Consider the following 25,712-nt stretch of genomic DNA (forward strand, 5'->3'; position numbering starts at 1 on the left):
TTGTTTCCAAACGGAAATCCCAACGGTTTATCCCCATGAGGTGCTGCGAGCAGGGCGATGGAGTAAAGCGAGAGGAGAGAGTGCGAGAGATAGAGAGAGTGTGTGTGCGTGTGAGGTCAGAAAGATCATAAAACCGGAAAGAGCCACCCCGACTCCCTCATTCCTGTGACGGGCACAGGAATGAGGGTGTGGTGGGCACCTCAGGCGAGATTGGATCTTAAAAAGACGTGGCCGCAATTGATCCTTCTTCACAGAGTTGGACACCTCGATAGATTTGAGTTTTCAATACCTTGCTCAGCGTGCATGCCGACCTCCCTCATTCGTGTGTTGTCAGAGGAAACAGGAAACCTGTCCTCTAAAACTGCCATCAGACGTGGCTGGACTGGAAGACTTTGCAGCCTAGAGTTTTTGGCGGCTGCCTTGAGGGTGGGATTGGGGTTCTACTGCTGGCATCGCTCGGTGGGTTTGTGGCCGCCGTGGTAGGGGATGGCGTGGCCGGATGAGAGAAGTGTGTCGGCCGGGTTGCGCCCGTTGGCGGTGGTGACGTCGGCGAGGATGCGGCCGAAATACTTGTCGCCGGAAATTCGCATCAGTTGGATCTCGCCTGTGGCCGGCAATATTTCCTCCAGCGCTGCCTGCGCCTGCTCAGCCTCCTCGCGCACCGAAGCGCATGTCGAATGCAGTTCCGGCGCATCGATGCCGCGCAGCCTGACATAGACCTCGATCGTCTGCTGCGGCCAGGGCGATGCATCCACCAGAATGGTGTCGCCATCGATGACCTGGAGGATCTCGGCGGTGACGGGACCGGCAATTGTCTCATGCACCGTGTTGGCCGTCGCGCCAGAGGGCAGCGAGAGGATGAGACAGACCAACAGAGTCAAATAGGATCGAGCCATGATTGAGGAATTATTTCCTGAATCATCGGGAAGTCAATAGGAATATTTACCGACTAGAAGTCGATGGCCCGGCCATTGATCTCCCAATCGCCGAACCGGGAGGGCTCGGCGCCGCCGCGACCGCCGATTTCGGGCGGAAGTTCGGTCTGCGCTTGCAGCCGTCGACGTTCTTCTGCTTCGGCGAGGGCGCGCTTGGCTGCCGGAGAGAGCGGCTTGCGCGGTGTAGCGCCTTCGTCGGAAGTCTCGACGGTTTCGCTGTTGTCGTTATCGGCTGCCTGCATGAGGCTCTCCAGCAAATATTGAATTGGGCGGGCGCATAGCCAGATTATAGGGCGTCGCTGCCGGAATGAAAAGCGCGACGCGGGTCAATTGGCGGAGACGACGATGAACATGATGCGAACGGCGATGCTTCTGGCCTTCATGACGGCGCTGTTCATGGGCGTCGGCTTTCTGATCGGCGGTCGGTCGGGCATGATGGTCGCCTTCGTCGTTGCGGCCGGCATGAATTTCTTTTCCTACTGGAATTCAGGCAACATGGTGCTGTCGACCTATAATGCCCAGGCTGTCGACGAGCGCAGCGCGCCGGAGTTTTTCGGCATGATCCGCGATCTCGCCGCCAATGCCGGCCTGCCCATGCCGCGCGTCTATCTCTACGACAGCCCGCAGCCGAATGCCTTCGCCACCGGCCGCAATCCCGAGAATGCCGCCGTCGCCGCCTCTACCGGCCTGCTGAACGCGCTCACGCCGCAAGAAGTGGCCGGCGTCATGGCGCATGAACTGGCGCACGTCCAGAACCGCGATACGCTGACCATGACGATAACAGCGACGCTCGCCGGCGCCATCTCGATGCTCGGCAATTTCGCTTTCTTTTTCGGCGGCCGGCGCGACAGCAACAGCCCGCTCGGTGGGATCGGTGCCCTTGTCGCCATGATCGTCGCGCCGCTGGCGGCCATGCTGGTGCAAATGGCAATCAGCCGGACGCGCGAATATGCCGCAGACCGGCGCGGCGCGGAGATCTGCGGCAATCCCCTGTGGCTTGCCTCGGCGCTTGGCAAGATCGCCGGCGCTGCGGCCCATGTTCCCAACGAGGATGCCGAGCGTCACCCGGCAACGGCACATATGTTCATCATCAACCCGCTCTCCGGGCGGCCGATGGACAATCTGTTTTCCACCCATCCGAACACCGAAAGCCGCATTGCCGCGCTGCAGGCGATGTCTATGGATATGCCCTCCAATGGCAATCCACTGCATGGGCACGGCTCGACGCAGCCGGTCCGGCCTGCTAATGCGGTGCGCAAATCGCGCTCGGTGCCGGATACGGGGTCCAGTCGCGGTGGTCCACAACCACCCAAAGGACCCTGGTCTTGACGTCAGACGACAGTAAATCCGCTGGCCGCCGGCCCGCCCGCCCGCAAGCCAACACCAATGAAGGCGAACGTCGTACTCGCCGGCCTGCCGATAGCGGTCCGGTGAAACCGGGTCTTGCAGCACGGGCTGCAGCCTCGAAGATTCTCGCTGCCGTCGTCGATCGCAAGACGCCGCTCGACGGCATGCTCGATGGCGACCACGGTAATCCGGCCTATCGCGTGCTTGAGGATAACGACCGTGCCCTGGTGCGCGCCATCCTGAACTCCGCTCTTCGCCACCTGCCGCGCATCGAGGCCGCCATCGCGTCGCTGATCGACACGCCGCTGCCGGAGGGGGCCCGCGCCCTGCATCACGTGCTGGTCGTCGCTGCCGCGCAGATGCTCTATCTCGATATTCCCGATCATTCCGCCGTCGACCTCGCGGTCGAGCAGGCGAACCAGGACCCGCGCAATCGCCGCTTTGCCAAGCTGGTCAATGCCGTGCTCAGGCGCATGGGGCGCGAGAAAGACGATATTCTCGCCCGCACGGCATCGATACCGGCCATGCCCGCCTGGTTTCTGTCGCGGCTGGAGCAGGCCTACGGCCGCGCTGAGGCGCTGGCGATTTCGGACACGCAGTTGCAGCCGGCTGCGATCGACCTGACGGTCAAATCCGACCCGGAGGGATGGGCCGAGCGGCTGAACGGCATGGTTCTTCCGACCGGCAGCGTCCGGCTCGCCGCTTTCGACGGGACTATTCCGGGTCTTGAAGGCTTTGCCGATGGCGAATGGTGGGTTCAGGACGCGGCAGCGAGCATTCCGGCAAAGCTGTTCGGCTCGCTTGCCGGCAAGCGCGTCGTCGATCTCTGCGCCGCACCGGGTGGCAAGACGGCGCAGCTGGTCATGGCTGGCGGCAAGGTCACGGCGCTCGACCAGTCGGAGAGCCGGCTGCGGCGCCTGTCGGCAAACCTTGCCCGCCTCGGCCTCGAAGCGGAAACGCTGGTCGCCGACATGGCGAAATTTGCGCCCGACGATCTTTTCGATGCGGCACTTCTCGACGCGCCGTGTTCCTCGACCGGCACGACGCGCCGTCATCCGGACGTGCTGTGGACCAAGGGCCGGGACGATATCGCCAAACTGGCAGCGCTTCAGGAGCGCCTGCTGCGCCATGCGCTGACCCTGGTGAAACCCGGTGGCACGGTGGTGTTTTCCAACTGCTCGCTCGATCCGTCCGAAGGCGAGGACATTATCGCCCGCATTCTCGCCGACAGCCCGGATGTCGAGCGCATCGCCATCCGCCCTGAGGATTGGCCCGGTCTTGAGACAGCCATTTCACCTGACGGCGATTTCCGCACGACACCGGCTATGCTGGCCCTGCCCGAAGGCTTTCTGCCGGGACTGGATGGATTTTTCGCCAGCGTTCTTCGCCGCCGCGGCTAATGGCCATGCGGGTTTTGCGCCCTATCTGCGTCAATCTGGATCATTACCCGGATAGCAAGGGCGTCTGCTAACGCTCTCTTAACGCTGGAGACGGACAATCGTTATCTATAATTTAGAGGTTTTGGCGGGCGCTTTGTGAATTTGTACGCGCGGGAGGCATGGCGGCGAATATCGCGTCGCGCAGCGTTGACACGCCTGCGCCTCACCCGGCACACCGTGCGTGTGCCGGAACGGCTGATCGTCGCGCCGACCGATTTGCGCAGCATCGATGCCTTTGTGGCGGAAGAAATGATCGACGGCCGGATTCCGCTGGCCGGACGCGTGCTGGAAACCAACGGTCGCTCGCCGTTCTCGCAGGAATTGCCGTCCGAAACCTTTGCCGCCCGGCTGCACTGTTTCAGCTGGCTGCGCCATATGCGCGCCGACAAGAGCGGCCAGGGCAGCACGCTGGCCCGCGCAATGGTCAACGAGTGGATAGGCCTTCACGGCCGCAAGACCGACGGTCTTGCCTGGGATCCGGATATCGCCGCCCAGCGGCTGATTGCCTGGCTGTCCCACTCTCCGGTGGTGCTACAGGGCACCGACAGCAGCTTCTACCGCAGGTTCATGCGTTCGCTCACCCACCACGTCCGCTATCTCCGCCATGTGGCAGCGACTGCGGCCGATGGCGAGGTGCGCTTCCGCGTCCGCATTGCGCTTGCCATGTCGTCCGTGGCGATGCCGGCACGGACTGCGACCATCAAGCGGGCCGGCCAGGCGCTGGACCGGGAGATCGAGCGACAGATCCTCGCCGACGGCTCCCACATCTCGCGCAATCCGCGCGCGGCGCTGGAACTGCTGCTGGACCTCCTGCCGCTGCGCCAGACCTACATCAATCTCGGCCATGATGCCCCCGCACGGCTGATCGCCGGCATCGACCGCATGTATCCGGCGCTGCGCTTCTTCCGCCACCAGGACGGCGATCTCGCCCTGTTCAACGGCGCCACCTCGACCTTTGCCAACGAGCTGATGTCGGTGCTGCGCTACGACGAGACTTCGGGCCAGACGTTCAAGGCGCTTCCTCACGCCCATTACCAGCGGCTGTCCGCCGGCCAGACGCTGGTCATCATGGATACCGGCGGCCCTCTCTCGGTCGACCTGTCGCGGACTGCCCATGCCGGCTGCCTGTCGTTCGAGATGTCGTCGGGGCGGCACCGGATCATCATCAATGCAGGCTCGCCGAAATTTGCCGGGTCCCGATATGTCCAGATGGCGCGCGCGACTGCAGCGCATTCGACCGTGACGCTGGACGACACATCGTCGCTGACGTTTTCCCGCTCGAAGGTGCTCGGCCCCGTCATGACCGGCGGCGTCAGCGAAGTCTCGGTCGAGCGCCTCGACACCGGCGATGGCCGCGATAGCGTCAAGGCGGCCCATGACGGCTATCTTGCTGCATTCGGGCTGATGCACGAGCGTGAAGTGGCGCTGAACCATGCCGGCACCATCATCACCGGGCACGATCGTTTCTTTGCGCCGGACACGAAAAAGGCATCCAGGAAGAAAGCTGGCGCCGAGCACCACGCTTCGGCCCGCTTCCATATCCACCCGTCGATCACCATCGGCCAGACGCAGCCGGATCAGGTGACCCTGACGGCACCGGACGGCGAAAGCTGGACATTCTCCTCGCCCGGCAACGAAGTGCTGATCGGAGAGGACGTCTTTTTCGCCGATTCCTCCGGCGTACGCGCCTCGGAACTGCTTGAGATCGCGTTTTCGCTCGCGGAAAAAACCGAGATCCGCTGGTTTTTATCCCGCCGCTGAGACGGCGACGGTTTAATCGTCCGGCCGCCTGTGCTAACGCGACGCCATCATCCCGAGCGTCCCAGCCGGACGCGTTGCGAAGACAGAACCGGAGAACGTCATGGCCGTTGTTTCCAAGAAAATTCCAGCTCCCGACAAGGTGAAGGTCAAGACCGCACTGCTGTCGGTCTCCGACAAGGCGGGCATCGTCGAGCTGGCCCAGGCGCTGCACGACAAGGGCGTCCGCCTGCTGTCGACAGGCGGCACTCACAAGGCGATCGCCAATGCTGGGATTGCCGTCATCGACGTCTCCGAAATCACCGAGTTCCCGGAAATCATGGATGGCCGTGTCAAGACGCTGCATCCACGCGTGCATGGCGGGCTGCTGGCCATCCGCGATGATGCCGAGCACCAGGCGGCGATGAAGGAGCACGGCATCGAGGCGATCGACCTCGTGATCGTCAACCTCTATCCATTCGAGGAGGTCCGCGCTGCCGGCGGCGATTATCCGACGACCGTGGAGAACATCGATATCGGCGGCCCAGCCATGATCCGCGCATCGGCCAAGAACCACGCCTATGTCACCATCGTCACCGACCCGGCCGACTATCCGGCATTGCTCGAACAGCTTGCCACCGACGCCGGGCATACCCATTATGCCTTCCGCCAGCAGATGGCCGCCAAGGCCTACGCCCGCACCGCTGCCTACGACACGATGATTGCCAACTGGTTCGCTGACGCCCTCGACATCACCACGCCGCACCACCGGACGATCGGCGGCGTGCTGCGCGAGGAAATGCGCTACGGCGAGAACCCCCACCAGACGGCCGGCTTCTACGTCACCGGCGACAATCGCCCCGGTGTTGCGACCGCGACGCTGTTGCAGGGCAAGCAACTCTCCTACAACAATATCAACGATACCGATGCCGCCTACGAGCTTGTGGCGGAATTCCCGCCGGAACAAGGACCTGCCTGCGCCATCATCAAGCATGCCAATCCTTGCGGCGTAGCCACCGGGCCGACGCTGGCCGAAGCCTATCGCCGGGCGCTCGCCTGCGACAGCACATCGGCGTTCGGCGGCATCATCGCGCTCAACGGCCTGCTCGATGCCGAGACGGCGCATGAGATTGTCAAACTGTTTACCGAAGTGATCATCGCCCCCGCAGTCAGCGACGAGGCGAGGGCAATCATCGCCGCCAAGCCGAACCTGCGTCTGCTGTCGGTCGGCGCCCTGCCCGATCCCCGCGCCCGTGGCATCACCGCCAAGACCGTCTCGGGCGGGCTGCTGGTGCAGAGCCGCGACAACGTCATGGTCGACGATCTCGAACTGAAGGTGGTGACCAAGCGGGCGCCGACGGCGCAGGAACTCGAAGACATGCGCTTTGCCTTTCGGGTCGCCAAGCACGTCAAGTCGAATGCCGTCGTCTATGCCAAGAACGGCCAGACTGCCGGCATCGGTGCCGGCCAGATGAGCCGCGTCGATTCGGCCCGCATCGCCGGCATCAAGGCCGAGGACGCGGCAAGGGCACTGGGTCTCGCGGAGCCGATGACCCGTGGCTCAGCCGTCGCCTCCGAAGCGTTTCTGCCGTTCGCAGACGGCCTGCTGTCGGCAATCTCCGCTGGCGCCACCGCCGTCATCCAGCCGGGCGGCTCTATGCGGGACGCCGAGGTCATCGCCGCTGCCGACGCCCACAATGTCGCGATGGTGTTCACCGGCGTCCGCCACTTCCGCCACTGAACGATATCCGCACGTAGCGGATATCCGATCTGTAAATTTGTATATCCCGGCCAGCTTTCGCTGCGCCGGGATTTCTTATTCCCGTGCGTCGGCTGGGTATGGGGTGGGTAGTAGCAATAGCAGACCGCCGGCCAGAAAAAGGATCAGCGTCGCCATGCCGAGCCGGGCCGAGCCGGAAAAGCTGGTGACGATGGAAAACATCAGGGTTGCCATGAAGCTGGTGGCGCGACCTGACAGCGCGTAGATGCCGAAATAGCGGCCGGATTCCTCGAGGCTGACGCTGCGCGCCAGGTAGGAGCGCGACGAGGCCTGCACCGGGCCGAAGGCGAGGCCGATCAGTAGCCCGTACATCACATAGGCTTTTTCCGCCGTCGTGCCGAATAGTCCGCCTGAATCGACTGTCGACAGCTTGATCAGGCCGAACAGCGTAAAGCCGGGACCCGTGGAGATGAAGCCGATGGTGGCGATCAGCAGCATGACCAGCCCGATGACGACCATGGTCTTCGACCCCAGCCGCGCATCGAGCCGGCCGGCCACAAGACATCCGAAGATGGCGACGACGTTGAGGATGATGCCGAAAATGCCGATTTCGATGGTCGGCCAACCGAACATTCCGGCGGCAAAGGTCCCGCCGAGGATAACGACGCCGTTGACGCCGTCCTGGTATATCATGCGCGCGATCAGGAAGCGGCTGATGCCCGGCCGATGGCGTAGCGACTTCAGCGTCCTTGCCAGTTCGCCTATCCCCAGTCCGACGGCGGAGCGCATCGGAAGCCCGCGCGGCGCATCGGGCGTGAACAGGAACATCGGCAGGATGAAGATCAGGTACCACACGGCCGCAATCGGGCCGGTGATGCGCGCATCCTGGCCGAGAACGGCGTCGAGGCCGAACAGCGGCTTCAGTCCGAGGATGGTGCGCCCTGTCTCCGGATTACCCGCGAGTAGTGCGACAACTGTGATCAGTACGATCATGCCGCCGAGATAGCCGAGGCCCCAGGCGGTGTTCGACAGTTTTCCGACATCGTCCTTGCTGACAAGTCGCGGCATCATCGAATCGTTGAAGACGATGGAGAACTCGGCTGCAATGGAGGCGAGGATGATGAAGATGAACGGATAGATGATCGGCGAGCCAGGTGCTGCCCACCACAGGCAGAACATGCTGATAATCTGGATGACCGCAAAAAAGGCGATCCATGGTTTGCGGGCGCCGGACTGGTCGGCAATCGATCCGAGAATGGGCGATAGTACGGCGATAACGATCGAGCTGATCGTCGCCATGTTGCTCCACATCGCCTGGGCGCCGACCGGATCGGCCGTTAGCCGGGCGACGAAATAGGGGCCGAAGATGAAGGTGATGACCACCGTGAAAAAAGGCTGCGCCGCCCAGTCGAACAGCATCCACCCCCAGATACCGCGCGCCGGAACTCTCGCCGCCTGGGCATCGTCACGCTCTGCAATCGCCACAGCTATATCCCTGCTATTCCGCCAGCCTCCCGCCGGACCTTGTCATCCCGAAAGGCCCCGCGCAAGCAACCTGAGGCCGGTTTAGGCGCTCGCAAACGTGCTCGTTTGAGTAATCCGACGCCTCCGAATTCATGGGCGCATTGGGCAAACTTCCCTTGCCGCCAAGGTCATCGCACGGCGCAGCCGCGCCGTGACTGGATCTCTGTGACGAGCACAGAGATGAGGGAAGTCGTGGCAATCACCTCGGCAAATCGTGGGCGAGGTCGCCGAGCAGGCCGGCGGCGACGGTGATGCGGGCGAGATTTGCCTCGCCGCCTTCGCTAAGGCCCGCCAGTTCCTCGGCGATGCGGTTGATGCGGATGCGGTCGCTGGCGTGCCAGGCGGCAAGCGGCTGGCGGTCCTGGGGGTGGGCATTGAGCGCCGAGATGACGATGTCGCGACGCGCCGTGGCGATGCGGTCGAGGCTGCGGGCGAGCGCCAGGTTTTCGTAGTGATCGCCGGTGACAATGCGGCTGCCGGAAACCAGCAGGCGGCTGACCCGGAAGGTCTGCGACACCTCGAAGTAGGTTTCTGCGGCGCGCGCTAGCGCCTCGCCCGTCTGTTCGGCAATTTGCATGACATCGGGTACCAGCAGGAACGTACCGAGTGCGGCAATCTCGCCGGCAAGGCCTTCGGGCACGCCGGCCGCTGCGTAATCGTTGCGCCGGGCATCGATCTCGGCGGCAAATTCGGCCGGGATCCGGCTCGACAGTAAGGGCCGCAGCTTTTTCGCTGCCGCCTGCAGCCGGCCAACGGTCTCGCCGATCTCTGACTTGACCATGCTTGTCTTCAACAGCAGCCGGGTCAGCACGGTGTAGATCTGCCCGATGTCGCCGTAGAGCCGGTTCTGCACTTCGCCGCCGATCTTGCCGTCGAGCCCGTCGACGCTATCCCACAGCCGGTCGAGATCGAACCCGTCGCGGGCGAGCACGGCTGCCTTGACGACCTCGGAAGCGGCGGCCGCCGTTGCATCCATCATCGACACGACAAAAGCCGGACCGCCGCGATTGATCGCCTCGTTGGCAAGACTGGTAGCGACAATCTCGCGCCGAAGCCGGTGTCCGGCGATATCGGCTGCATGGCCGCGATGCATTTTCTGCGGGAAATAGCCGGTCAGCGTTGCGGCAAAATAGGGATCGTCCGGCAGGGCGCTCTCGAGCAGTGCATCGAACAGCACGATCTTGGCGTAAGAGAGCAGCACGCCGATTTCCGGTCGGGTGAGAGGCCGGTCGTTGGCGTAGCGCTCGGCGAAGGTCGCCTCATCCGGCAGCGTCTCGACCTTGCGGCTGAGCTTGCGGGCGGATTCAAGCACGCTGATGAAGCGGCCGAGCTCCAGGCCGTTGCCGGTTCCCTTACGCTCCGTCAGCGAAATAGCCAGCGATTGCAGATAGTTGTTACGCAACACTAGGGCTGCGACCTCTGAGGTCATCGATGCGAGGAGTTGGTCACGCCTGGCGCGTGTCAGGCGACCGTCCTGCATGGCGGAGGCAAGGGCGATTTTGATGTTGACCTCTACGTCGGACGTGTTGACGCCCGCAGAATTGTCGATGGCGTCGGAATTGCATCGGCCGCCCTTCAGGCAATAGGCAATGCGGCCCTTTTGCGTGACGCCGAGATTGGCGCCCTCGCCGATCACCCGCGCGCGGACCTCGTCGGCATTGATGCGGATCGGATCGTTGGCACGGTCGCCGACATCGGCGTCGGTTTCGGTCGGCGATTTCACATAGGTGCCGATACCGCCGAACCATAGCAGGTCGGCCTGGCATTTGAGGATGGCGGTAATGATTTCGAACGGCGTGGCAACCGTCCTGTCGAGCCCGATGGCAGCCGCGGCTTCCCTGGTGAGCGTCACAGACTTCGCCGAACGCGGAATGATCATGCCGCCCGCAGACAGCAGGCTCTTGTCGAAATCCTGCCAGCTGGAGCGCGGCAGGTCGAACAGGCGCTGGCGCTCGGCGAGCGTCGCGGCCATGTCGGGATCGGGGTCGATGACGATATCGCGGTGGTCGAAGGCGGCGATCAGCCGGATTTTCGGCGACAGCAGCATGCCGTTGCCGAACACGTCGCCCGACATGTCGCCGACGCCGACAACGCTGAACGGCGTCGTCTGGATGTCGATATCGAGTTCGCGGAAATGTCGCTTGACGGTCTCCCAGGCGCCGCGCGCGGTGATCCCCATCTTCTTGTGGTCGTAGCCGGCCGATCCGCCCGAGGCAAAGGCGTCGTCGAGCCAGAAGCCGGCCTCCTGCGCCAGACCGTTGGCGGTATCGGAGAATGTCGCGGTTCCCTTGTCGGCTGCAACGACGAAATAGGGATCGTCGCCGTCCAGCCGCAATGTATCCGGAGGCGGAATGATATCGGCGCCGGAGATATTGTCGGTGATCGAAAGCAGCGTGCGGATGTACGTCTTGTAGGCCTCCCGGCCGACATTGAAGATGGCATCGCGGCTGCCGCCGGCCGGCAATTGTTTCGGATAGAAGCCGCCCTTGGCACCGACAGGCACGATAACGGCGTTCTTCACCTGCTGCGCCTTGACGAGCCCGAGCACCTCGGTGCGGTAGTCTTCCGCCCGGTCGGACCAGCGCAGGCCGCCGCGGGCCACCTTGCCGAAGCGCAGATGCACGCCCTCCACCTCGACGCCGTAGACGAAGATCTCGCGGAAGGGCCGGGGTTCCGGCAATCCGTCAAGCTGCTTCGGGTCAAGCTTGATCGCGAACATCGCCTTTGGAGAACCGTCGGCACTGCGCTGGAAATAGTTGGTGCGCAGCGTCGCGTCGACGGCGTTGACATAGCGCCGCAAAATGCGGTCGTCATCGAGGCTCGGCACGGAGGCGAGGTCGGTTTCGATCGCTGCATGCAGGGTCGCCAAGCGTTTCAGGCGCGGCTTTTCCTCCAGCGTCGGGTCGAGCGAATCGTGAAACAGCCGGACGATGCTGGCCGCAATGGCAGGATATTTGTCGAGTGTCGTGGCGATATAGTCCTGCGAATAGGCGATGCCGGCCTGGCGCAGATAGCGAGCGTAGGCGCGCAGGATATTGGCGGTTCGCGCGGTGAGGTCGGCCGAGACGATAAGCCGGTTGAAAACATCATTGTCGATGCTGCCTTCGAAAGCCGCGAGAAAGGCTTCCTCGAGGGCTGCGCCGTGGCGCTTGAGATCGAAGGCGACGCCGTCGCGCGCCTCCAGCTCCATGTCGTGCAACACCACATCGCCGCTGATCCCGGACCCCTCGACGTGGATGTCGAAGGTGCGTTCGCTGAGCACATTGAAGCCCAGGTTTTCAAGCAGCGGTACGCGACGCGACAGGGCAAGGTTGCCCTCGCCGTGGAAGATTTTTAGCGACAGCACGTCGGTGTCGCCGAAGGAGCGCCTGTAGAAGCCGATGCGGATCGGCGCATCGCCGGCGCAGGCCATGATGGCCGGCAGGTCGGCCGCGGTCTCTTCCGGGGAAAAGGCCTCCTGGAACGCCTGGCTGACGGTGAGGCCGGGCGCTGCCGGGCCGGCCAGCGCCTCCAGCCGGTCGATCCAGCGGGCAGCGATTGCCCGGACGGCATCTTCCAGCACGGCTTGCGCGATATGCGGCGTGCGACCGATGGTGCGGCCGATGATGAAATGCACGCGCGCCACGCCGCCTTCCGGAAAGGCCGGATAATAGGCCGAAACGCGGCCGTCATAGACGGTCCGCAGATAGGCGCCGATCTTTTCGCGGACGACCGAATCGTACTCTTCGCGCGGCACATAGACGATGACGGACACGAAGCGGTCGAAATGGTCGATGCGCGGCAGGACCCTCACTCGAGGCCGGTCGGCGAGGTCGTTGATCTGCTCGCAGAAGGTGGCGAGCAGGCTCGTGTCGATCTGGAAGAGATCGTCGCGGGGATAGGATTCCAGCGTGTTCTGCAGCATGCGGCCGGAATGGCTGGTCGGATCGAAGCCGAAATGGTCCGTGACCTTCTGGGCCTTGGCCCGCAGCAGCGGAATGTCCGACAGTTCGGCGGTGTAGGCAATCGAGGTGAACAACCCGACGATGCGCAGTTCGCCGACGACATTGCCCTTCTCGTCGAAACGTTTGACGCCGACATAATCCATGTAGGCGCGGCGATGTACCAGCGACTTGACGTTGGCCTTGGTGACGATGAGGAAATCCGGGCCATCGAGGAACGCCAGGATTTCTGGCGTCGTGGTCACGGCATCGCTCCCCTGGCGCAGCACGCGGACGTCCGGATTGGCGAGAATGCCAAGGCCCGTGCCACGGTCCCGCTCGACGGTCGCTTGCTTGCCCTTGCCGGAATAGACGTAGTCACGCATGCCGAGGAAGGTGAAATTGTCGTCCCGAAGCCAGGACAGGAAGGCCAGTGCCTCGTCGCGCTCTGCCGCACGGCGCCCAGCGGCATGTGCGCTGAGTTCGTCGATGACAGTGTCGAGCCGCGCCAGCATCGGCTGCCAGTCGCCCACCGAGAGATGTGTCTGCTCCAGTACCGTCCTGACGCGGACGATGAGGGCATCTGCCTGCTCCGCCGTCAACGGCGCCAAGTGCAGCTGGATATGGCTGACGCGCTGGCCGGGATCGCCGGCCTGCGCCGCCTTCAGGGCCGGCGTGCCGTCCGGCTGCAGCGACAGGATCGGGTGCACGGCCATCGCCACGTCGCGGTAGGTGCTGGTGACTTCGCCCATCACCGATTCGTAGAGAAACGGCATGTTGCGGTCGGTGATCGACAGCACCGAGACAGCAACGCCGCCGGGTGCGACTCCCTCTATCGGCGCAACGGTGATACGGGCCTCGCCGGACCAGCGGCCGAGTTCGTCTGCGGTGTGAATGGCGGTCAGTGCCAGCATTTCGGCGCTGTAGCGGGCCATGTCGTCGTTGCTGGCCTGCCCGAACAGGATTTTCGGATCGAGGTAGGTCTTGCCCGACGCTTCGGCCGCCTTGACCGCCGCCTCGATCAGCTTTTCCCGCTTGGGGTTCATTCTGGCCATGATTGCACTCTCCCGACGCATCCTGCTCCCAAGCAGACTTCAGAAGCGATAGAGATGCAACCGCAAAAGATTATGACGGGTTGGTAAGATCGAACCGCGTTTTGGCTTCACCGGCGCTACGGTCACCGCGTTCGATTTAATTACACAGAGATCTCGACATGCAAAACATCCTCTTCGTCTGCAGTCAAAACAAGCTTCGCAGTCCGACGGCCGAGCAGGTATTTGCCGGCAGGCGTGACATCGAGGTTATGTCGGCTGGCACAAACAACGATGCCGAAAATCCTCTGTCGACGGAGTTGGTCGAATGGGCAGACATCATCTTCGCGATGGAGAAAATCCATCGATCCAAGATACAGCGCCGATACCGATCCGTGCTGAAGGGCAAGCGGATCATCTGCCTCGACATTCCGGACGACTACACCTTCATGGACCAAAGGCTCATCGCACTTTTGCAGGCCAGGGTGCAGCGCTACTTGTAACGTTCCAGGCGGCGCAGGCCCGGACCTCCCGAGTGGCCGACGCGACCGTGATTTTGGCGCGGTCTGCCAGGCAACGTCAATCTTCGTTGACAGGCAACCGCGAACGCCTCATCAAACATTCCGTAAACACGGCCAGCCATCACCGAAAGTCATCACCATGTCGGACACAGCAGAGGGCGCGGTCCTTGTCATTTCCAGCCACGTGGTGCGGGGCTCGGTGGGTAACCGCGCTGCCGTCTTTGCGCTGGAGACGCTGGGGCATCCCGTCTGGGCGCTGCCAACCATTGTTTTGCCATGGCACCCCGGCCATGGAAGATCGACACGGCTGACATTTCCTGAAGCCGATTTCGACCTTGCCATCGATGACCTGCTGGCGGCACCCTGGCTTCCGGAGGTCAAGGCCGTGCTGTCCGGCTACTTCGCCAATGCCGCCCAGGCACATTCGGTCGCCCGGCTGATCACGGCGATGCGCGAAAAGACGCCGGACCTGTTCTATGCCTGCGATCCCGTCATCGGCGATCTCGGCGGGCTCTACGTGCCGCAGCCGACGGCGGAAGCCATCCGCGACCATCTCTTGCCCCTCGCCTCGCTGGCAACGCCGAACCGCTACGAGCTTGCCTGGCTTTCCGGTGCGCCGCTCGACGACAACAATGCCGTGATGGAAGCAGCCCTGGCGCTCGGTCCGTCGCGCATGCTCGTGACTTCGGCGGTGCCGATGATGGCCGGCGGCACCGGCAATCTCTATCTCAGCGGTCGCAACGCGCTGCTGGCCGAACACCGGGCAATCGACAACGCCCCGAACGGTCTCGGCGACCTGCTGGCGGCACTGTTCCTGTCGCGGCTGATGTCCGGCATGGAAGAGGAGCGGGCGCTGCAGCTGGCAACAGCCAGCGTCTACGAGGTGCTCGCCCGTGCCGTGAAGCGCGGCAGTGACGAACTGACGCTGGCGGCCGACGCGGCCAGCCTGTCGACACCGATGGCCATGGTGCAGATGCGCCACCTCATGCATCCGGCCCACCGTCGCAAGCGCTAGCGGCGGTGACACAAATTTTTAACATCTCGACTGTTGATCTCGGCGTCTCGCCGCGCTAATCGGGATGCATGCACACTTTTCCTTCTTTCCTGATCGACGGCTACAACAGCTTCATGGGCGGGCGCTACGTTGACGAGCGCGAGCGCTATCGCAGCCTTGCGGAGCAGGGCCAAAGCCCCTCGACAATGGTGATTGCCTGTTCCGATTCGCGGGCAGCCCCGGAAACAATTTTCGATGCCGGTCCCGGCGAGATGTTCGTCATCCGCAACGTCGCAAACATCGTGCCGCCCTATGAGCCGGATGGCAATTTCCATGCGACATCGGCAGCACTCGAGTTTGCCGTGCAGGCGCTGAAGATCAAGAACATCGTCGTCATGGGCCACGGTCGCTGCGGCGGTATCCGTGCTGCCCTCGACCCGAGCTCCGAGCCGCTTTCTCCCGGTGATTTCATCGGTCGCTGGATGTCGCTGGTTTCCACTGCGGCCGAGCAGATCCAGAACAACGACATGATGACCCAGGGCGAGCGTCAGACGGCACTCGAGCGCGTTTCCATTCGCAATTCGATCGCCAATCTGCGCAGCTTCCCGGATATCCGCGAACTCGAAAAAGAGGGCCAGTTGCAGCTTCACGGCGCATGGTTCGACATCTCGACGGGCGAATTGTGGGTCATGGACGGCGAAACCGGCGACTTCATCCGTCCCGGCGCTTGATACCCCCCCTATTTACGTGGTCACTTTTCAAGCGATATCTGTTAATATCGCTATGAGTGCATCCGCTGGCAGGAAATGGATGGACCCGTAAAGGCGCATCCATGCAATTCCAGACCATCAAGAAAACAGTCCTTGCTGCGATCCTCCTGCCGTTTGCTTTCATGATGGCGGCCGGACTTCTGCTGATCGCGTCGTCCTTCGAGCAGTACCGGACGCTGGAGGCAGACCGGCTGGTAGCCGAAATGCTGGCGCACGGCGGCGCCATTGCCTCGACGGAAATTCCGGCCGAAATGGTGGCAACGCAGGCCTTCCTGCTCGATAGAAATCCCGACACCGCAGCAGCAATGCGCAGCACAAGGGATGCCGTCGACAGCGCCCGCAGGCACTTCTTTGCGCGACTGCCCTCAGCGGACAAATTTTCCGGTGGCATCAATGGCCAGCTGTCACGGCTGCGCTTCGGTTACAGCCGGATCGTCGGCCTCAGGTCGGCCATCGACGACGGGCGCTACGGCCGCCATGCCAATGTCGGCTATATGTACCGGCAGGCAGCACTTCGCCAGCTGGGCCTTGGCGACAGCCTCTCAGCCCTGATCCACGATCCATTGCTGCTGCGCAAGTCGAATGAGCTGATGAGCATCCTTCTGACCTATCACGGCGAGCTCGTGGTCAACAATATCGGCAGCCATTACCTCGAACAGATCGGTTTTTCCGCCATGTCGCGCGAGCAGCTGCTGCAAGGCGACGTGACACGGCGCCTGGGTACGGACCGGTTGCGCTTTCACACCTCTTCGCCGGTCATACGCGGCATCATCGACTTCCTCAACCAGCCGGGCGAAAAGCGCGCCGATGTTTATTCGCAGGCGATCCTCTCCGGCGTCCTGCGACCGACGCCGGAGCTGCGCAACCTCTGGACGGTGGCTGAGGAGGGACGGCTGGCGTTCCTGCGGCAGAACATCCTCTCCGTGACGCAAAATCTCCAGGATACCGGCGACGAACTATCGCGGCGTGCCCACTATCATTTGCTGGCAGTGGTAGGTCTGGCACTCATCCTGTCGCTGTTGGCGGCCATCGTCGGCGGTCTCGCGGTCAAGGGGATGCGTCTGCTCGACCGGCTGACCCGCGAGCGTGAGGAACTGGTGACCGAACTGCGCAGCGCCTCGCAGACGGACCTGCTGACAGGCCTCTACAATCGCCGTGGCTTCGAGGCTGCTGCAGAGGCGCTGCTTGGCAAGGATCGCGCCCGTCCGGTTGCTGTCGTGCTTTTCGATCTCGATCATTTCAAGAAGATCAACGACCAGCATGGCCACGATGTGGGAGACGATGTGCTGCGGCAGGTGGCCGCCATTGCCAAGCGCAATTTTCGCGGCGTCGACCTGCTGGTGCGCCACGGCGGCGAAGAGTTTCCAGCCCTGCTGCCCGACACCAGCAAGGATGAAGCTGCATCGGTTGCCGAGCGGATGCGGCGCGCGGTGCAGGACGCCCGCATTCCGCTGCCCGACGGCGGCGTCGTCGATGTCACCGCCAGCTTTGGCTGCGCTGCCCGGACCTATTCGGCGCACGGCGATCATTTCGAGGACCTGATCAAGAAAGCCGACATGGCGCTCTACGCAGCTAAGGCCAGCGGCCGGAACTACGTCGCCACCTCAGGCATCGTCGAGAGACGCCGTAGCAGCCCGGCCTAACGCCGTCGCGCGCATATGCGGCTTACATAAAAGCTGCAGGACATCCTGCGTTTCTGTGAAACGCGAAAATAAAAAAGGCCCCGGTTTCCCGGAGCCCACCATTCACACGAAGTATGAAGCTTACTTTCCGTCGATCTGCTTACCGATATAGGCGATCGACTGCTGATAGACGACGGCAGCATTCCAGCCGGCAATGGCATTGAAATTCGGTTCGCCGGGCTGGTAGCCCTCGCCTGGACGCCAGCCGTGGCCGCGCAGGAAGTTGGCAGTCGAGGCGAGCGCATCGGCCTTCGAGCCGACCATGTCGATCCGGCCATTGCCGTCGCCGTCAACGCCGAAATTGACGACATTGCGTGGCAGAAACTGCGTCTGGCCGATTTCGCCATGGGCTGCGCCACGTGCCGACGGGCTGAGATAGCCTTCGCCAACCAGTTTCAGCGCTGCATAAAGCTGATCGGTGAAATAGTCGCTGCGGCGGCAATCGTAGGACAGCGTCGAGACGGCGGACATCGTGTGCTCATTGCCCATATAGCTGCCAAAGCCTGTTTCCATGCCCCAGATTGCGATCAGGGGACCGGCCGGCACGCCGTATTTGCGCTCGATGTTGGCAAACAATGCGGCGTTCGCCTGCTTCATGCCGCGGCCACGATTGATGACCGTCTGGCCGCCGCGCTTCTTCATGAACTCTTCGAACGACAGCTTGAAGCTCTTCTGGCCACGGTCGGCACGGATCGTCGGCTGGTTGTAGTGGACATCGGCAAAGGCGCGGTCGAGAACCTGGGGGCTGATGCCCTTGGCTGCCGCTTCCTGCTTGAACTCACCGACCCAGGCCGGAAATCCGGCTGCCGTGTTGCCGCACTGCGCAGCCTCGGCTGCCACCGGCGCCGTTATCATGAGCACGGCTGCGAGCGCCGCCCAACCAGACTTCTTCATGCGCATTCCTCGTCCCTGTGTTTCGACATCCGCGCCGGCCCCGCCAACGTCCGATGTCCTTTTGATCCGTCCAAAACCATCCCTCGGGCGTGGACGCTGCCGCCCGACCTCCGGTATCCGTGAAAAACCCCGCCGTTCGCAAGCGAACCGCAGGGTTATATAGGCTAGACCTTTATAAAAAGTAGTCCTCTCAGGCGGCCTGCTTGCGGGGCTTGATGAGCCCGCGATTGATCAACAGCTCGGCGATCTGGATGGCGTTCAGGGCGGCACCCTTGCGAAGGTTGTCGGAGACGACCCAGATGTTGAGGCCATTCTCGACGGTCGCGTCCTCACGGATGCGCGAGATATAGGTCGCGTCCTCGCCGGCCGATTCGTATGGCGTCATGTAGCCGCCGTCCTCGTGCTTGTCGATGACGATGCAGCCGGGCGCTTCGCGCAGGATGTCGCGCGCCTGATCGGCGCTAATTTCGTTCTCGAACTCGATATTGACTGATTCCGAGTGGCCGATGAAGACCGGAACGCGCACGGCCGTGCAGGTCACCCTGATCTTCGGATCGAGGATCTTCTTGGTTTCGGCCAGCACCTTCCACTCTTCCTTCGTGTAGCCGTCTTCCATGAACACATCGATGTGCGGGATTACGTTGAAGGCGATGCGCTTTGGAAACTTCTTGTTGGCCATCGGATCGGCAACGAAGACAGCGCGTGTCTGGTTGAACAGTTCGTCCATGCCATCCTTGCCGGCGCCCGACACCGACTGGTAGGTCGATACGACGATGCGCTTGATCTTGGCAAAATCATGCAGCGGCTTCAGGGCGACGACAAGCTGTGCAGTCGAGCAATTGGGATTGGCAATGATGTTGCGGCGGGTGAACATGTCGATAGCGTCGGCATTCACTTCCGGCACGATCAGCGGCACGTCCTGATCGTAGCGCCAGGCCGACGAATTATCGATGACGACGCAGCCCTGCGCACCGATCTTCGGCGACCACTTCTTAGAGATTTCGCCGCCGGCCGACATCAGGCAGATGTCGGTATCGGCAAAATTGTAGTTTTCGAGGTTCTGGACCTTCAGCGTCCGGTCGCCGAACGACACTTCCGTTCCCTGGCTGCGGGCCGAGGCCAGCGCCACGACTTCGTCGGCGGGAAAGCCGCGTTCGGAGAGGATGTTGAGCATTTCACGACCGACATTGCCGGTAGCGCCTGCGATTGCGACTTTGAAACCCATTTTATGCTCTCTTTCTCATCTCTCCGCTATCCGGTGAGGGGGAGCCGCGATCAGCGGTTCCCTGTCCCCAGCCGAGCCGGGGAGAGAGCGGCAGGCCAGGAAACGTCAGACGGTTTTCGTCGTGGTTTTGGCCTTGGTGTTGGAAGATATCGGAAAACGGCTATGCGACCCGGCAGGGGCTGCCAGGCGGTCGCAGTCGCGGATCTGTTCGAAACGAACCATGGACCGTCTTCCTATTCCGTCGCAGGTAATAAAATGTTTTGCGAAAGAGTCAAGAGTCCAGCCGTGAAAGAGGTCAATGCCCACCAAGCTGCATAAGATGCTGACGCAACGGATTTCCTGCATCGTACTGCAATAGTTGCACGCTCGTTAGCGCGGCGGGTCGCATAAATAATGTAATGGTTTTTCTTCTTGCATTTCCATCGTCAAATCTCAGAGATGAGCCGCGGCGACCTATGGAATGCTAATCGCCAGTATTGGTGGCGAAGTAAACGTTGTCAGTCGCCGAGTATAGCGACTTCCGTAATCAGGCGTTGACGAGGTGGAACATCAGGCCGAGAGCAACAGCAGCAACGCTCATGAATACGATGGCTGTGAAGCAAGAGGACTTGAGCTGGTTTACATCATAATCGGTCATTGTGATCTTCCTTGTTTTCCTGCCTATACAATGCGCCAGTGCAGAAAAGGTTGCATGGCGAGGTTGACATATCTGCCGGTTTATAGAAGGGGCCTGCTTCGACCATGCTCAGGCAGTCACGACACTTCCGCTCCGAATGCAAAAAGGACGGAGATGCGATCCCCGTCCTTTTAAAATTCTGTGTCTCTAGAAAGCTCAGAGCTTCTTGTTGGCGTAGTCCGAAGCTGCTGCGGCGCCGTCCTTGACGGTGTCCTTGGCGTCGCCAAGTGCCTGCTGGCCTTCGCCCTTTATTTCCTGCAGCTTGCCCTCAGCCTGCAGCTTTTCGTTGCCGACAAGCTTGCCAACGCCCTGCTTGACGTTGCCGACGGCTTCATTGGCGAGACCCGAGGCCTTGTCTGATGTGCTACCCATGTGACTTCTCCTTTGAACTTCTAATCAGCTAACGAACTGGTACAGGATTGGTTCCGCCAGCGTCCGGAAGCGCAAGAGGTAAGACCACTGTCGTCAGGCTGCCTCTGCCTTGTTCTGGCGGTTGGCGATGAGGTCGTCGACGACGGCGGGATCGGCAAGGGTGGAGGTATCTCCCAGCGCCGCGAAATCGTCCTCGGCGATCTTGCGCAGGATACGGCGCATGATCTTTCCCGAGCGCGTTTTCGGAAGGCCCGGCGAGAACTGGATCTTGTCTGGCGTGGCGATTGGGCCGATCTCGGTCCGCACATGCTTGATGAGCTCGGCCCTCAGCGCATCGGTGCCTTCGTGGCCGGACATCAGCGTCACGTAGCAGTAGATCCCCTGCCCCTTGATTGCATGAGGGTAACCGACGACAGCGGCTTCCGAGATAAGGTTGTGCGACACCAGCGCCGATTCGACCTCCGCCGTTCCAAGCCGGTGGCCGGAGACGTTGAGTACGTCGTCCACACGGCCGGTTATCCAATAATAGCCATCGGCGTCGCGCCGGCAGCCGTCGCCGGTGAAGTATTTGCCCTTGTAGGTAGAGAAATAGGCCTCGATGAAACGCTTGTGGTCACCATAGAGCGTGCGCATCTGGCCGGGCCAGCTGTCGGCGATGCAGAGATTACCGTCTGCGGCACCCTCGAGCACCCTGCCCTCGGCATCGACCAGCTCGGGAATGACTCCGAAGAACGGCTTGGTGGCCGAGCCCGGTTTCAGATCCGTAGCGCCGGGCAGCGGCGTGATCATGTGTCCGCCGGTCTCGGTCTGCCACCAGGTGTCGACCACCGGACATCTGCCATCGCCGACGACATTGTAATACCAGTTCCAGGCTTCCGGGTTGATGGGTTCGCCGACTGTGCCGAGCAGCCTCAGGCTGGCGCGTGAGGCGCGAGTAACGAACTCGTCGCCTGCCCCCATCAGCGAGCGGATTGCGGTTGGCGCAGTGTAGAAAATGTTGACCTTGTGCTTGTCGACGATCTCCCAGAAACGGCCCTGGTCGGGGAAATTGGGCACGCCCTCGAACATGACAGATGTCGCGCCGTTGGCGAGTGGACCGTAGACGATATAGGAATGGCCTGTGACCCAGCCAACATCGGCGGTGCACCAGTAAATATCGCCGTCATGGTAATCGAAGGTGTATTCGTGCGTCATGGCCGCATAGACGAGGTAGCCGCCCGTCGTGTGCAGTACGCCCTTCGGCTTGCCGGTCGAGCCCGAGGTGTAGAGGATGAACAACGGGTCCTCGGCCTTCATCTTCGCAGGCGGGCAATCCGCCGTCACGGCGGCCATTTCCTGGTGGTACCAGAGGTCGCGGCCGGGCGCCCAGCCGGTCTTACCGCCGGTGCGGCGCACGACCAGCACCTTGTCGACCATGACCTGCTGGCGGGCGGCGATGTGGATTGCCGTATCGGTGTTGTCCTTCAGCGGCACTGGCTTGCCGGCGCGTACGCCCTCGTCGGAAGTGATGATGAACGTCGATTGGCAATCGACGATTCTGCCTGCCAGCGCGTCCGGCGAAAAGCCGCCGAAGACGACGGAGTGCACGGCGCCTATGCGGGCGCAGGCGAGCATCGCATAGGCGGTTTCCGGGATCATCGGCATGTAGATGGTGACGCGGTCGCCCTTCTTGACGCCGTGCTTCTTCAGCACGTTGGCAAGCCGGCAAACCTGATCGTAGAGTTCGTTATAGGTGATCTTCTTGTCGATGTAAGGATTGTCGCCCTCCCAGATGAAGGCAACTTGGTTGCCGCGCTTTTCGAGATGGCGATCGATGCAGTTATAGGCAACGTTGGTCAGCCCGTCCTCGAACCACTTGATCGACACCTTGCCGGTGAACGATGTGTTCTTGACCTTGGTGTAGGGCTTGAACCAATCGATGCGCTTGCCGTGCTCGCCCCAGAAGGCGTCGGGATCGGCGATGCTGTCTGCGTACCAGGTCTCGTATTTTTCCTTGGTGATCAGCGCATTCTGCCTGGCCGGCTTTGTGACCGGATAAATTTTTTCAGACATGATTCCTCCTCGAAATGTCCGGCTAGGCCCGCGTTTTTTCACAAAAACTGCGGTCTTTGTCCCCACAGATAGCACCTTAAGATACGGCGTCCATTGGACAAAGAGCATTTCATCCGCAAAGAATTGCAATTATGCGGCACTGAGGATATACAGGGCGTCATTTCCCGGACATCAGTGGTGAAAACACCCACGGACCGCGACCCCGGCGCGGACGGACAGAAGGACTATACCCATGGCTCAACAACTGCTTATGCCGAAAGCTACGGCCATCTGGCTTGTCGACAACACCGCCTTGTCGTTCGAACAGATCGCGCAGTTTTGCAAGCTTCACCCGCTGGAAGTCAAAGCCATTGCCGATGGCGAAGCCTCGCAGGGCATCAAGGGCCTCGACCCGATTTCCACCGGCCAGCTGTCGCGCGAGGAAATCGCCCGCGCCGAAGGCAAGCCGGATTACAAGCTGAAGCTTTCCGAACCGAAAGTGCGCGTTCCGGAATCCAAGCGTCGCGGCCCGCGTTATACGCCGGTGTCGAAGCGCCAGGACCGCCCCAATGCGATCCTCTGGCTGGTGCGCAATCACCCGGAACTGAAGGACGCGCAGATCTCGCGCCTGGTCGGCACCACCAAGTCGACGATCGAGCAGATCCGTGACCGCACCCACTGGAATTCGACCAACCTTGCGCCAATGGATCCGGTGACGCTCGGTCTATGCAGCCAGATCGACCTCGACATGGAAGTCGAGAAGGCTGCCAAGGGCCGTCCGCTGCCGACAGCTGCCGAACTCGGCGCAACCCTGCAGCCGTCGCAGGAAACCGAAAAGCTGCCATTCTCCTACGAGCGCGAAGAAAAGGAAAAGGCGATCGACGCCGATGCCGTCTTCGCCAAGCTCAAGTCCCTTCGCGCCCCGAAGGACGAGGACGAAGACCAGTACTGAGGTCTTATCGATGTTTGCATGTATCAGACCCCGGCTTTTGCCGGGGTCTGGCGTTATAGGGTAGAGCTATACCGATTGTGCTTCAGGCAACGTCGATCAGTCGCTGCTCTTGCCAAGTGTGGCCAGATGGCGGAATTCGGCAACGACGCGCTCGTAGACGCCACGCTTGAAGGTGACGATCAGTTCCGGCAATTCCTCCATAGGCTTCCATTCCCACTGGTCGAATTCCGGCTCGTGGCCGCCGGGTGGCGGGTTGATGGCGATCTCGCTTTCGTCGCCATCGAAGCGGAAGGCGAACCAGCGCTGTGTCTGGCCGCGAAACCTCCCCCTCAGGCCGATGCCGATCAGTTCGGGTGGCAGATCGTAGTTGATCCAGTCGCTGGCTTCGGCAAGCAGGGTGACGGTTTTCATCCCCGTCTCCTCGTAGAGTTCGCGATAGGCCGCTTCCAGCGGATCTTCGCCCTCGTCGATGCCGCCTTGCGGCATCTGCCAGAGATTTTCCGAGCCATCATATTCGGAATTGCCGATGGGAATGCGCCGGCCGGCCCAGACGAGGCCCTCGGCGTTGAGGATCATCACCCCGACGCAGGGGCGATAAGGCAGGTCCTCGGCTTTTACGGGATTAGGATTCTTGCTCATCATATCCTCCGGTCAGGGATGTTTCGGATCGTTGGCGAGCGCCGAGACGGAAACGATCTCGATGCCGCGCGTTGCGGCATTCTCGCTCCAGGCGGAAATTGCGTCGACACTTTCGTCGAATGCGGATGCGACGCCGATTGCCGAGCCGTTGCGGCGGGCGATACGCTCAAGCTCGTCCAGTTTCCGGGTGATCGCGTCGCCATTCAGTTCGCTGTCCAGCTGGATGTCGGCAAAAGCATGCGGCACGGCGAGCGCCTTGGCGATCGTGCCGGATTTCGATTGCGCAGATGAGCCATCGTCAAGGAATAGCAGGCCGCGTTTGCCGACATCGCGCAGAACCGGTTCAAAAGCGGTCGGGTTCGACAGAAAGCGGCCGCCGAGATAATTCATGATGCCGGTGTAATTGGTGATTTCAGCCATCGCCTTGTGCAGGTTTTCGACGTTTTTCGCCGCTGGCTGCGATGTCAACAACGTATCGGCACCGGGGTTGTTGGCCGGATAATCGAAGGGCTCCAGCGGTACCTGCAGCAGGATTTCGTGGCCGCTGCGACGGGCGTCCTGCATCCAGCGCTGCAGGCTGTTGCCGCTGGCCGCAAAGGCAAGGGTTACTTCCTCCGGCAGCTGCTTTATGGCCCGCTGCGTACCGGTCTGGCTGAGGCCGAGGCCGCCAACGACGATGGCGATGCGCGTGCCGTGGGCGCCGGACCAGGGCCGCGCATATTGATCCATCGGCCGCAGGCCGGCGGGAGAGGTGATGGGGAGCCGGCCGAACGGTGAGTTTTCCAGCAACGCATCATTGGGCGTTGCCGCCATGCGGGGATCCTGGCCGATCTGGTTGGCCCTGACGAGGACCGGCCCTGAGCCGTCCCGCGGCTTTGGCGTGTAGGTTGTCACAACAGAACCGTCGCCGGTGAGGTTGCGCTCGACGTTGGCGCCGGATTGCGGGTCTGCCTGCGGCATGCCCGTCGACACGGCTGCCGCATCCTCCGACGGCGTATCCCCGGTTTCAGCCGGTGGCGGTGCCTTGGCGGCGGTTTCGACGGGGGGAGATTTTTGGAAGGGATCGCGGATCAGCGCGGTGTAGAGGGAGAAGCCGGCGATTGCGATCAGGCAGAGGGCTGCCAGCATACGGCCCACCGGCGGCAGGCGCCTATTGCGGCGAGGCGGGCGGTTCTGTCCCAGCGGTGCGTGTAGGTCCGTTCCCAATTTCCTTGTCCGCCCCACATCGGAAATCGTCGTTCCGCGTCGTGAAGGCGCCGGGTCTGTTTCCAGCCCGGCGCCATTTTCTGTCTTGGCGACGTCC

General features: G+C 62.0%; 19 protein-coding genes. 9 read left to right on the top strand and 10 right to left on the bottom strand.

Annotated elements, in window-relative coordinates; all coding sequences use genetic code 11:
* Positions 1–440: 440 nt before the first annotated feature.
* Positions 441–896 carry a thermonuclease family protein gene (locus EQW76_RS11235; RefSeq protein ID WP_142824498.1) on the bottom strand — a complete coding sequence of 152 codons (456 nt, stop codon included), beginning with the start codon at positions 894–896 and terminating at the stop codon, positions 441–443.
* A gap of 53 nt (positions 897–949) precedes the next feature.
* Positions 950–1,177: a DUF1674 domain-containing protein gene (locus EQW76_RS11240; RefSeq protein ID WP_142824499.1), complete on the bottom strand. Its 228-nt coding sequence runs from the start codon at positions 1,175–1,177 to the stop codon at positions 950–952.
* Positions 1,178–1,280: 103 nt separating this feature from the next.
* Between EQW76_RS11240 and htpX the strand changes: the two genes are divergently transcribed.
* The 4 genes from htpX to purH all read left to right on the top strand — a co-directional run bounded on the left by htpX (position 1,281) and on the right by purH (position 7,199).
* The gene (gene htpX, locus EQW76_RS11245; protein ID WP_142824500.1) at positions 1,281–2,264 is read left to right on the top strand and encodes a zinc metalloprotease HtpX; all 984 of its coding nucleotides are present in this window, start codon (positions 1,281–1,283) and stop codon (positions 2,262–2,264) included.
* Between the two features lie 101 nt (positions 2,265–2,365).
* Positions 2,366–3,682: an RsmB/NOP family class I SAM-dependent RNA methyltransferase gene (locus tag EQW76_RS11250; RefSeq protein ID WP_244615206.1), complete on the top strand. Its 1,317-nt coding sequence runs from the start codon at positions 2,366–2,368 to the stop codon at positions 3,680–3,682.
* A 141-nt stretch (positions 3,683–3,823) separates the two neighbouring features.
* Complete coding sequence (locus EQW76_RS11255; RefSeq protein WP_162854753.1) at positions 3,824–5,482, top strand: heparinase II/III family protein; 1,659 nt, start codon at positions 3,824–3,826, stop codon at positions 5,480–5,482.
* A gap of 100 nt (positions 5,483–5,582) precedes the next feature.
* Complete coding sequence (gene purH, locus EQW76_RS11260; protein WP_142824502.1) at positions 5,583–7,199, top strand: bifunctional phosphoribosylaminoimidazolecarboxamide formyltransferase/IMP cyclohydrolase; 1,617 nt, start codon at positions 5,583–5,585, stop codon at positions 7,197–7,199.
* A gap of 75 nt (positions 7,200–7,274) precedes the next feature.
* On the opposite strand, the gene EQW76_RS11265 is transcribed toward purH, so the two are convergent.
* Positions 7,275–8,663 (bottom strand): MFS transporter, encoded by a 1,389-nt coding sequence (locus EQW76_RS11265; protein ID WP_224127847.1) that lies wholly within the window; start codon positions 8,661–8,663, stop codon positions 7,275–7,277.
* A 238-nt stretch (positions 8,664–8,901) separates the two neighbouring features.
* On the bottom strand, positions 8,902–13,680 hold the full coding sequence (locus tag EQW76_RS11270) for an NAD-glutamate dehydrogenase (protein ID WP_142824845.1): 4,779 nt from the start codon (positions 13,678–13,680) through the stop codon (positions 8,902–8,904).
* A 155-nt stretch (positions 13,681–13,835) separates the two neighbouring features.
* Here EQW76_RS11270 and EQW76_RS11275 point away from each other — a divergent pair, with 155 nt between their 5' ends.
* The 4 genes from EQW76_RS11275 to EQW76_RS11290 all read left to right on the top strand — a co-directional run bounded on the left by EQW76_RS11275 (position 13,836) and on the right by EQW76_RS11290 (position 17,581).
* Complete coding sequence (locus tag EQW76_RS11275) at positions 13,836–14,156, top strand: low molecular weight protein tyrosine phosphatase family protein (protein ID WP_142824503.1); 321 nt, start codon at positions 13,836–13,838, stop codon at positions 14,154–14,156.
* A gap of 157 nt (positions 14,157–14,313) precedes the next feature.
* Entirely contained in the window at positions 14,314–15,189 is an 876-nt protein-coding gene (gene pdxY / locus EQW76_RS11280; RefSeq protein ID WP_142824504.1) for a pyridoxal kinase PdxY, read from the top strand.
* 68 nt (positions 15,190–15,257) lie between these two features.
* Complete coding sequence (locus tag EQW76_RS11285) at positions 15,258–15,899, top strand: carbonic anhydrase (RefSeq protein WP_142824505.1); 642 nt, start codon at positions 15,258–15,260, stop codon at positions 15,897–15,899.
* Positions 15,900–16,000: 101 nt separating this feature from the next.
* The gene (locus EQW76_RS11290) at positions 16,001–17,581 is read left to right on the top strand and encodes a GGDEF domain-containing protein (protein ID WP_142824506.1); all 1,581 of its coding nucleotides are present in this window, start codon (positions 16,001–16,003) and stop codon (positions 17,579–17,581) included.
* 120 nt (positions 17,582–17,701) lie between these two features.
* On the opposite strand, the gene EQW76_RS11295 is transcribed toward EQW76_RS11290, so the two are convergent.
* The 4 genes from EQW76_RS11295 to acs all read right to left on the bottom strand — a co-directional run bounded on the left by EQW76_RS11295 (position 17,702) and on the right by acs (position 22,839).
* Positions 17,702–18,520 carry a lytic transglycosylase domain-containing protein gene (locus tag EQW76_RS11295; RefSeq protein ID WP_142824507.1) on the bottom strand — a complete coding sequence of 273 codons (819 nt, stop codon included), beginning with the start codon at positions 18,518–18,520 and terminating at the stop codon, positions 17,702–17,704.
* Positions 18,521–18,704: 184 nt separating this feature from the next.
* Complete coding sequence (locus EQW76_RS11300) at positions 18,705–19,739, bottom strand: aspartate-semialdehyde dehydrogenase (RefSeq protein WP_111222096.1); 1,035 nt, start codon at positions 19,737–19,739, stop codon at positions 18,705–18,707.
* Between the two features lie 832 nt (positions 19,740–20,571).
* On the bottom strand, positions 20,572–20,787 hold the full coding sequence (locus EQW76_RS11305; protein WP_142824508.1) for a CsbD family protein: 216 nt from the start codon (positions 20,785–20,787) through the stop codon (positions 20,572–20,574).
* 93 nt (positions 20,788–20,880) lie between these two features.
* Positions 20,881–22,839, bottom strand: a complete 1,959-nt coding sequence (gene acs / locus EQW76_RS11310) for an acetate--CoA ligase (RefSeq protein ID WP_142824509.1) — start codon at positions 22,837–22,839, stop codon at positions 20,881–20,883.
* 232 nt (positions 22,840–23,071) lie between these two features.
* Here acs and EQW76_RS11315 point away from each other — a divergent pair, with 232 nt between their 5' ends.
* A complete protein-coding gene (locus EQW76_RS11315) occupies positions 23,072–23,770 on the top strand; it encodes a DUF1013 domain-containing protein (protein ID WP_111222093.1) in 699 nt (232 codons plus the stop codon).
* A 96-nt stretch (positions 23,771–23,866) separates the two neighbouring features.
* Here EQW76_RS11315 and EQW76_RS11320 read toward each other — a convergent pair whose 3' ends face one another.
* Positions 23,867–24,409, bottom strand: coding sequence for an RNA pyrophosphohydrolase (locus tag EQW76_RS11320; protein ID WP_142824510.1), 543 nt, complete (start codon positions 24,407–24,409; stop codon positions 23,867–23,869).
* Positions 24,410–24,421: 12 nt separating this feature from the next.
* A complete protein-coding gene (locus tag EQW76_RS11325; RefSeq protein ID WP_142824511.1) occupies positions 24,422–25,615 on the bottom strand; it encodes a divergent polysaccharide deacetylase family protein in 1,194 nt (397 codons plus the stop codon).
* Positions 25,616–25,712 lie beyond the last annotated feature (97 nt).

Source organism: Rhizobium sp. rho-13.1, assembly GCF_007000305.1.
GTDB classification, from domain to species: domain Bacteria; phylum Pseudomonadota; class Alphaproteobacteria; order Rhizobiales; family Rhizobiaceae; genus Rhizobium; species Rhizobium rhododendri.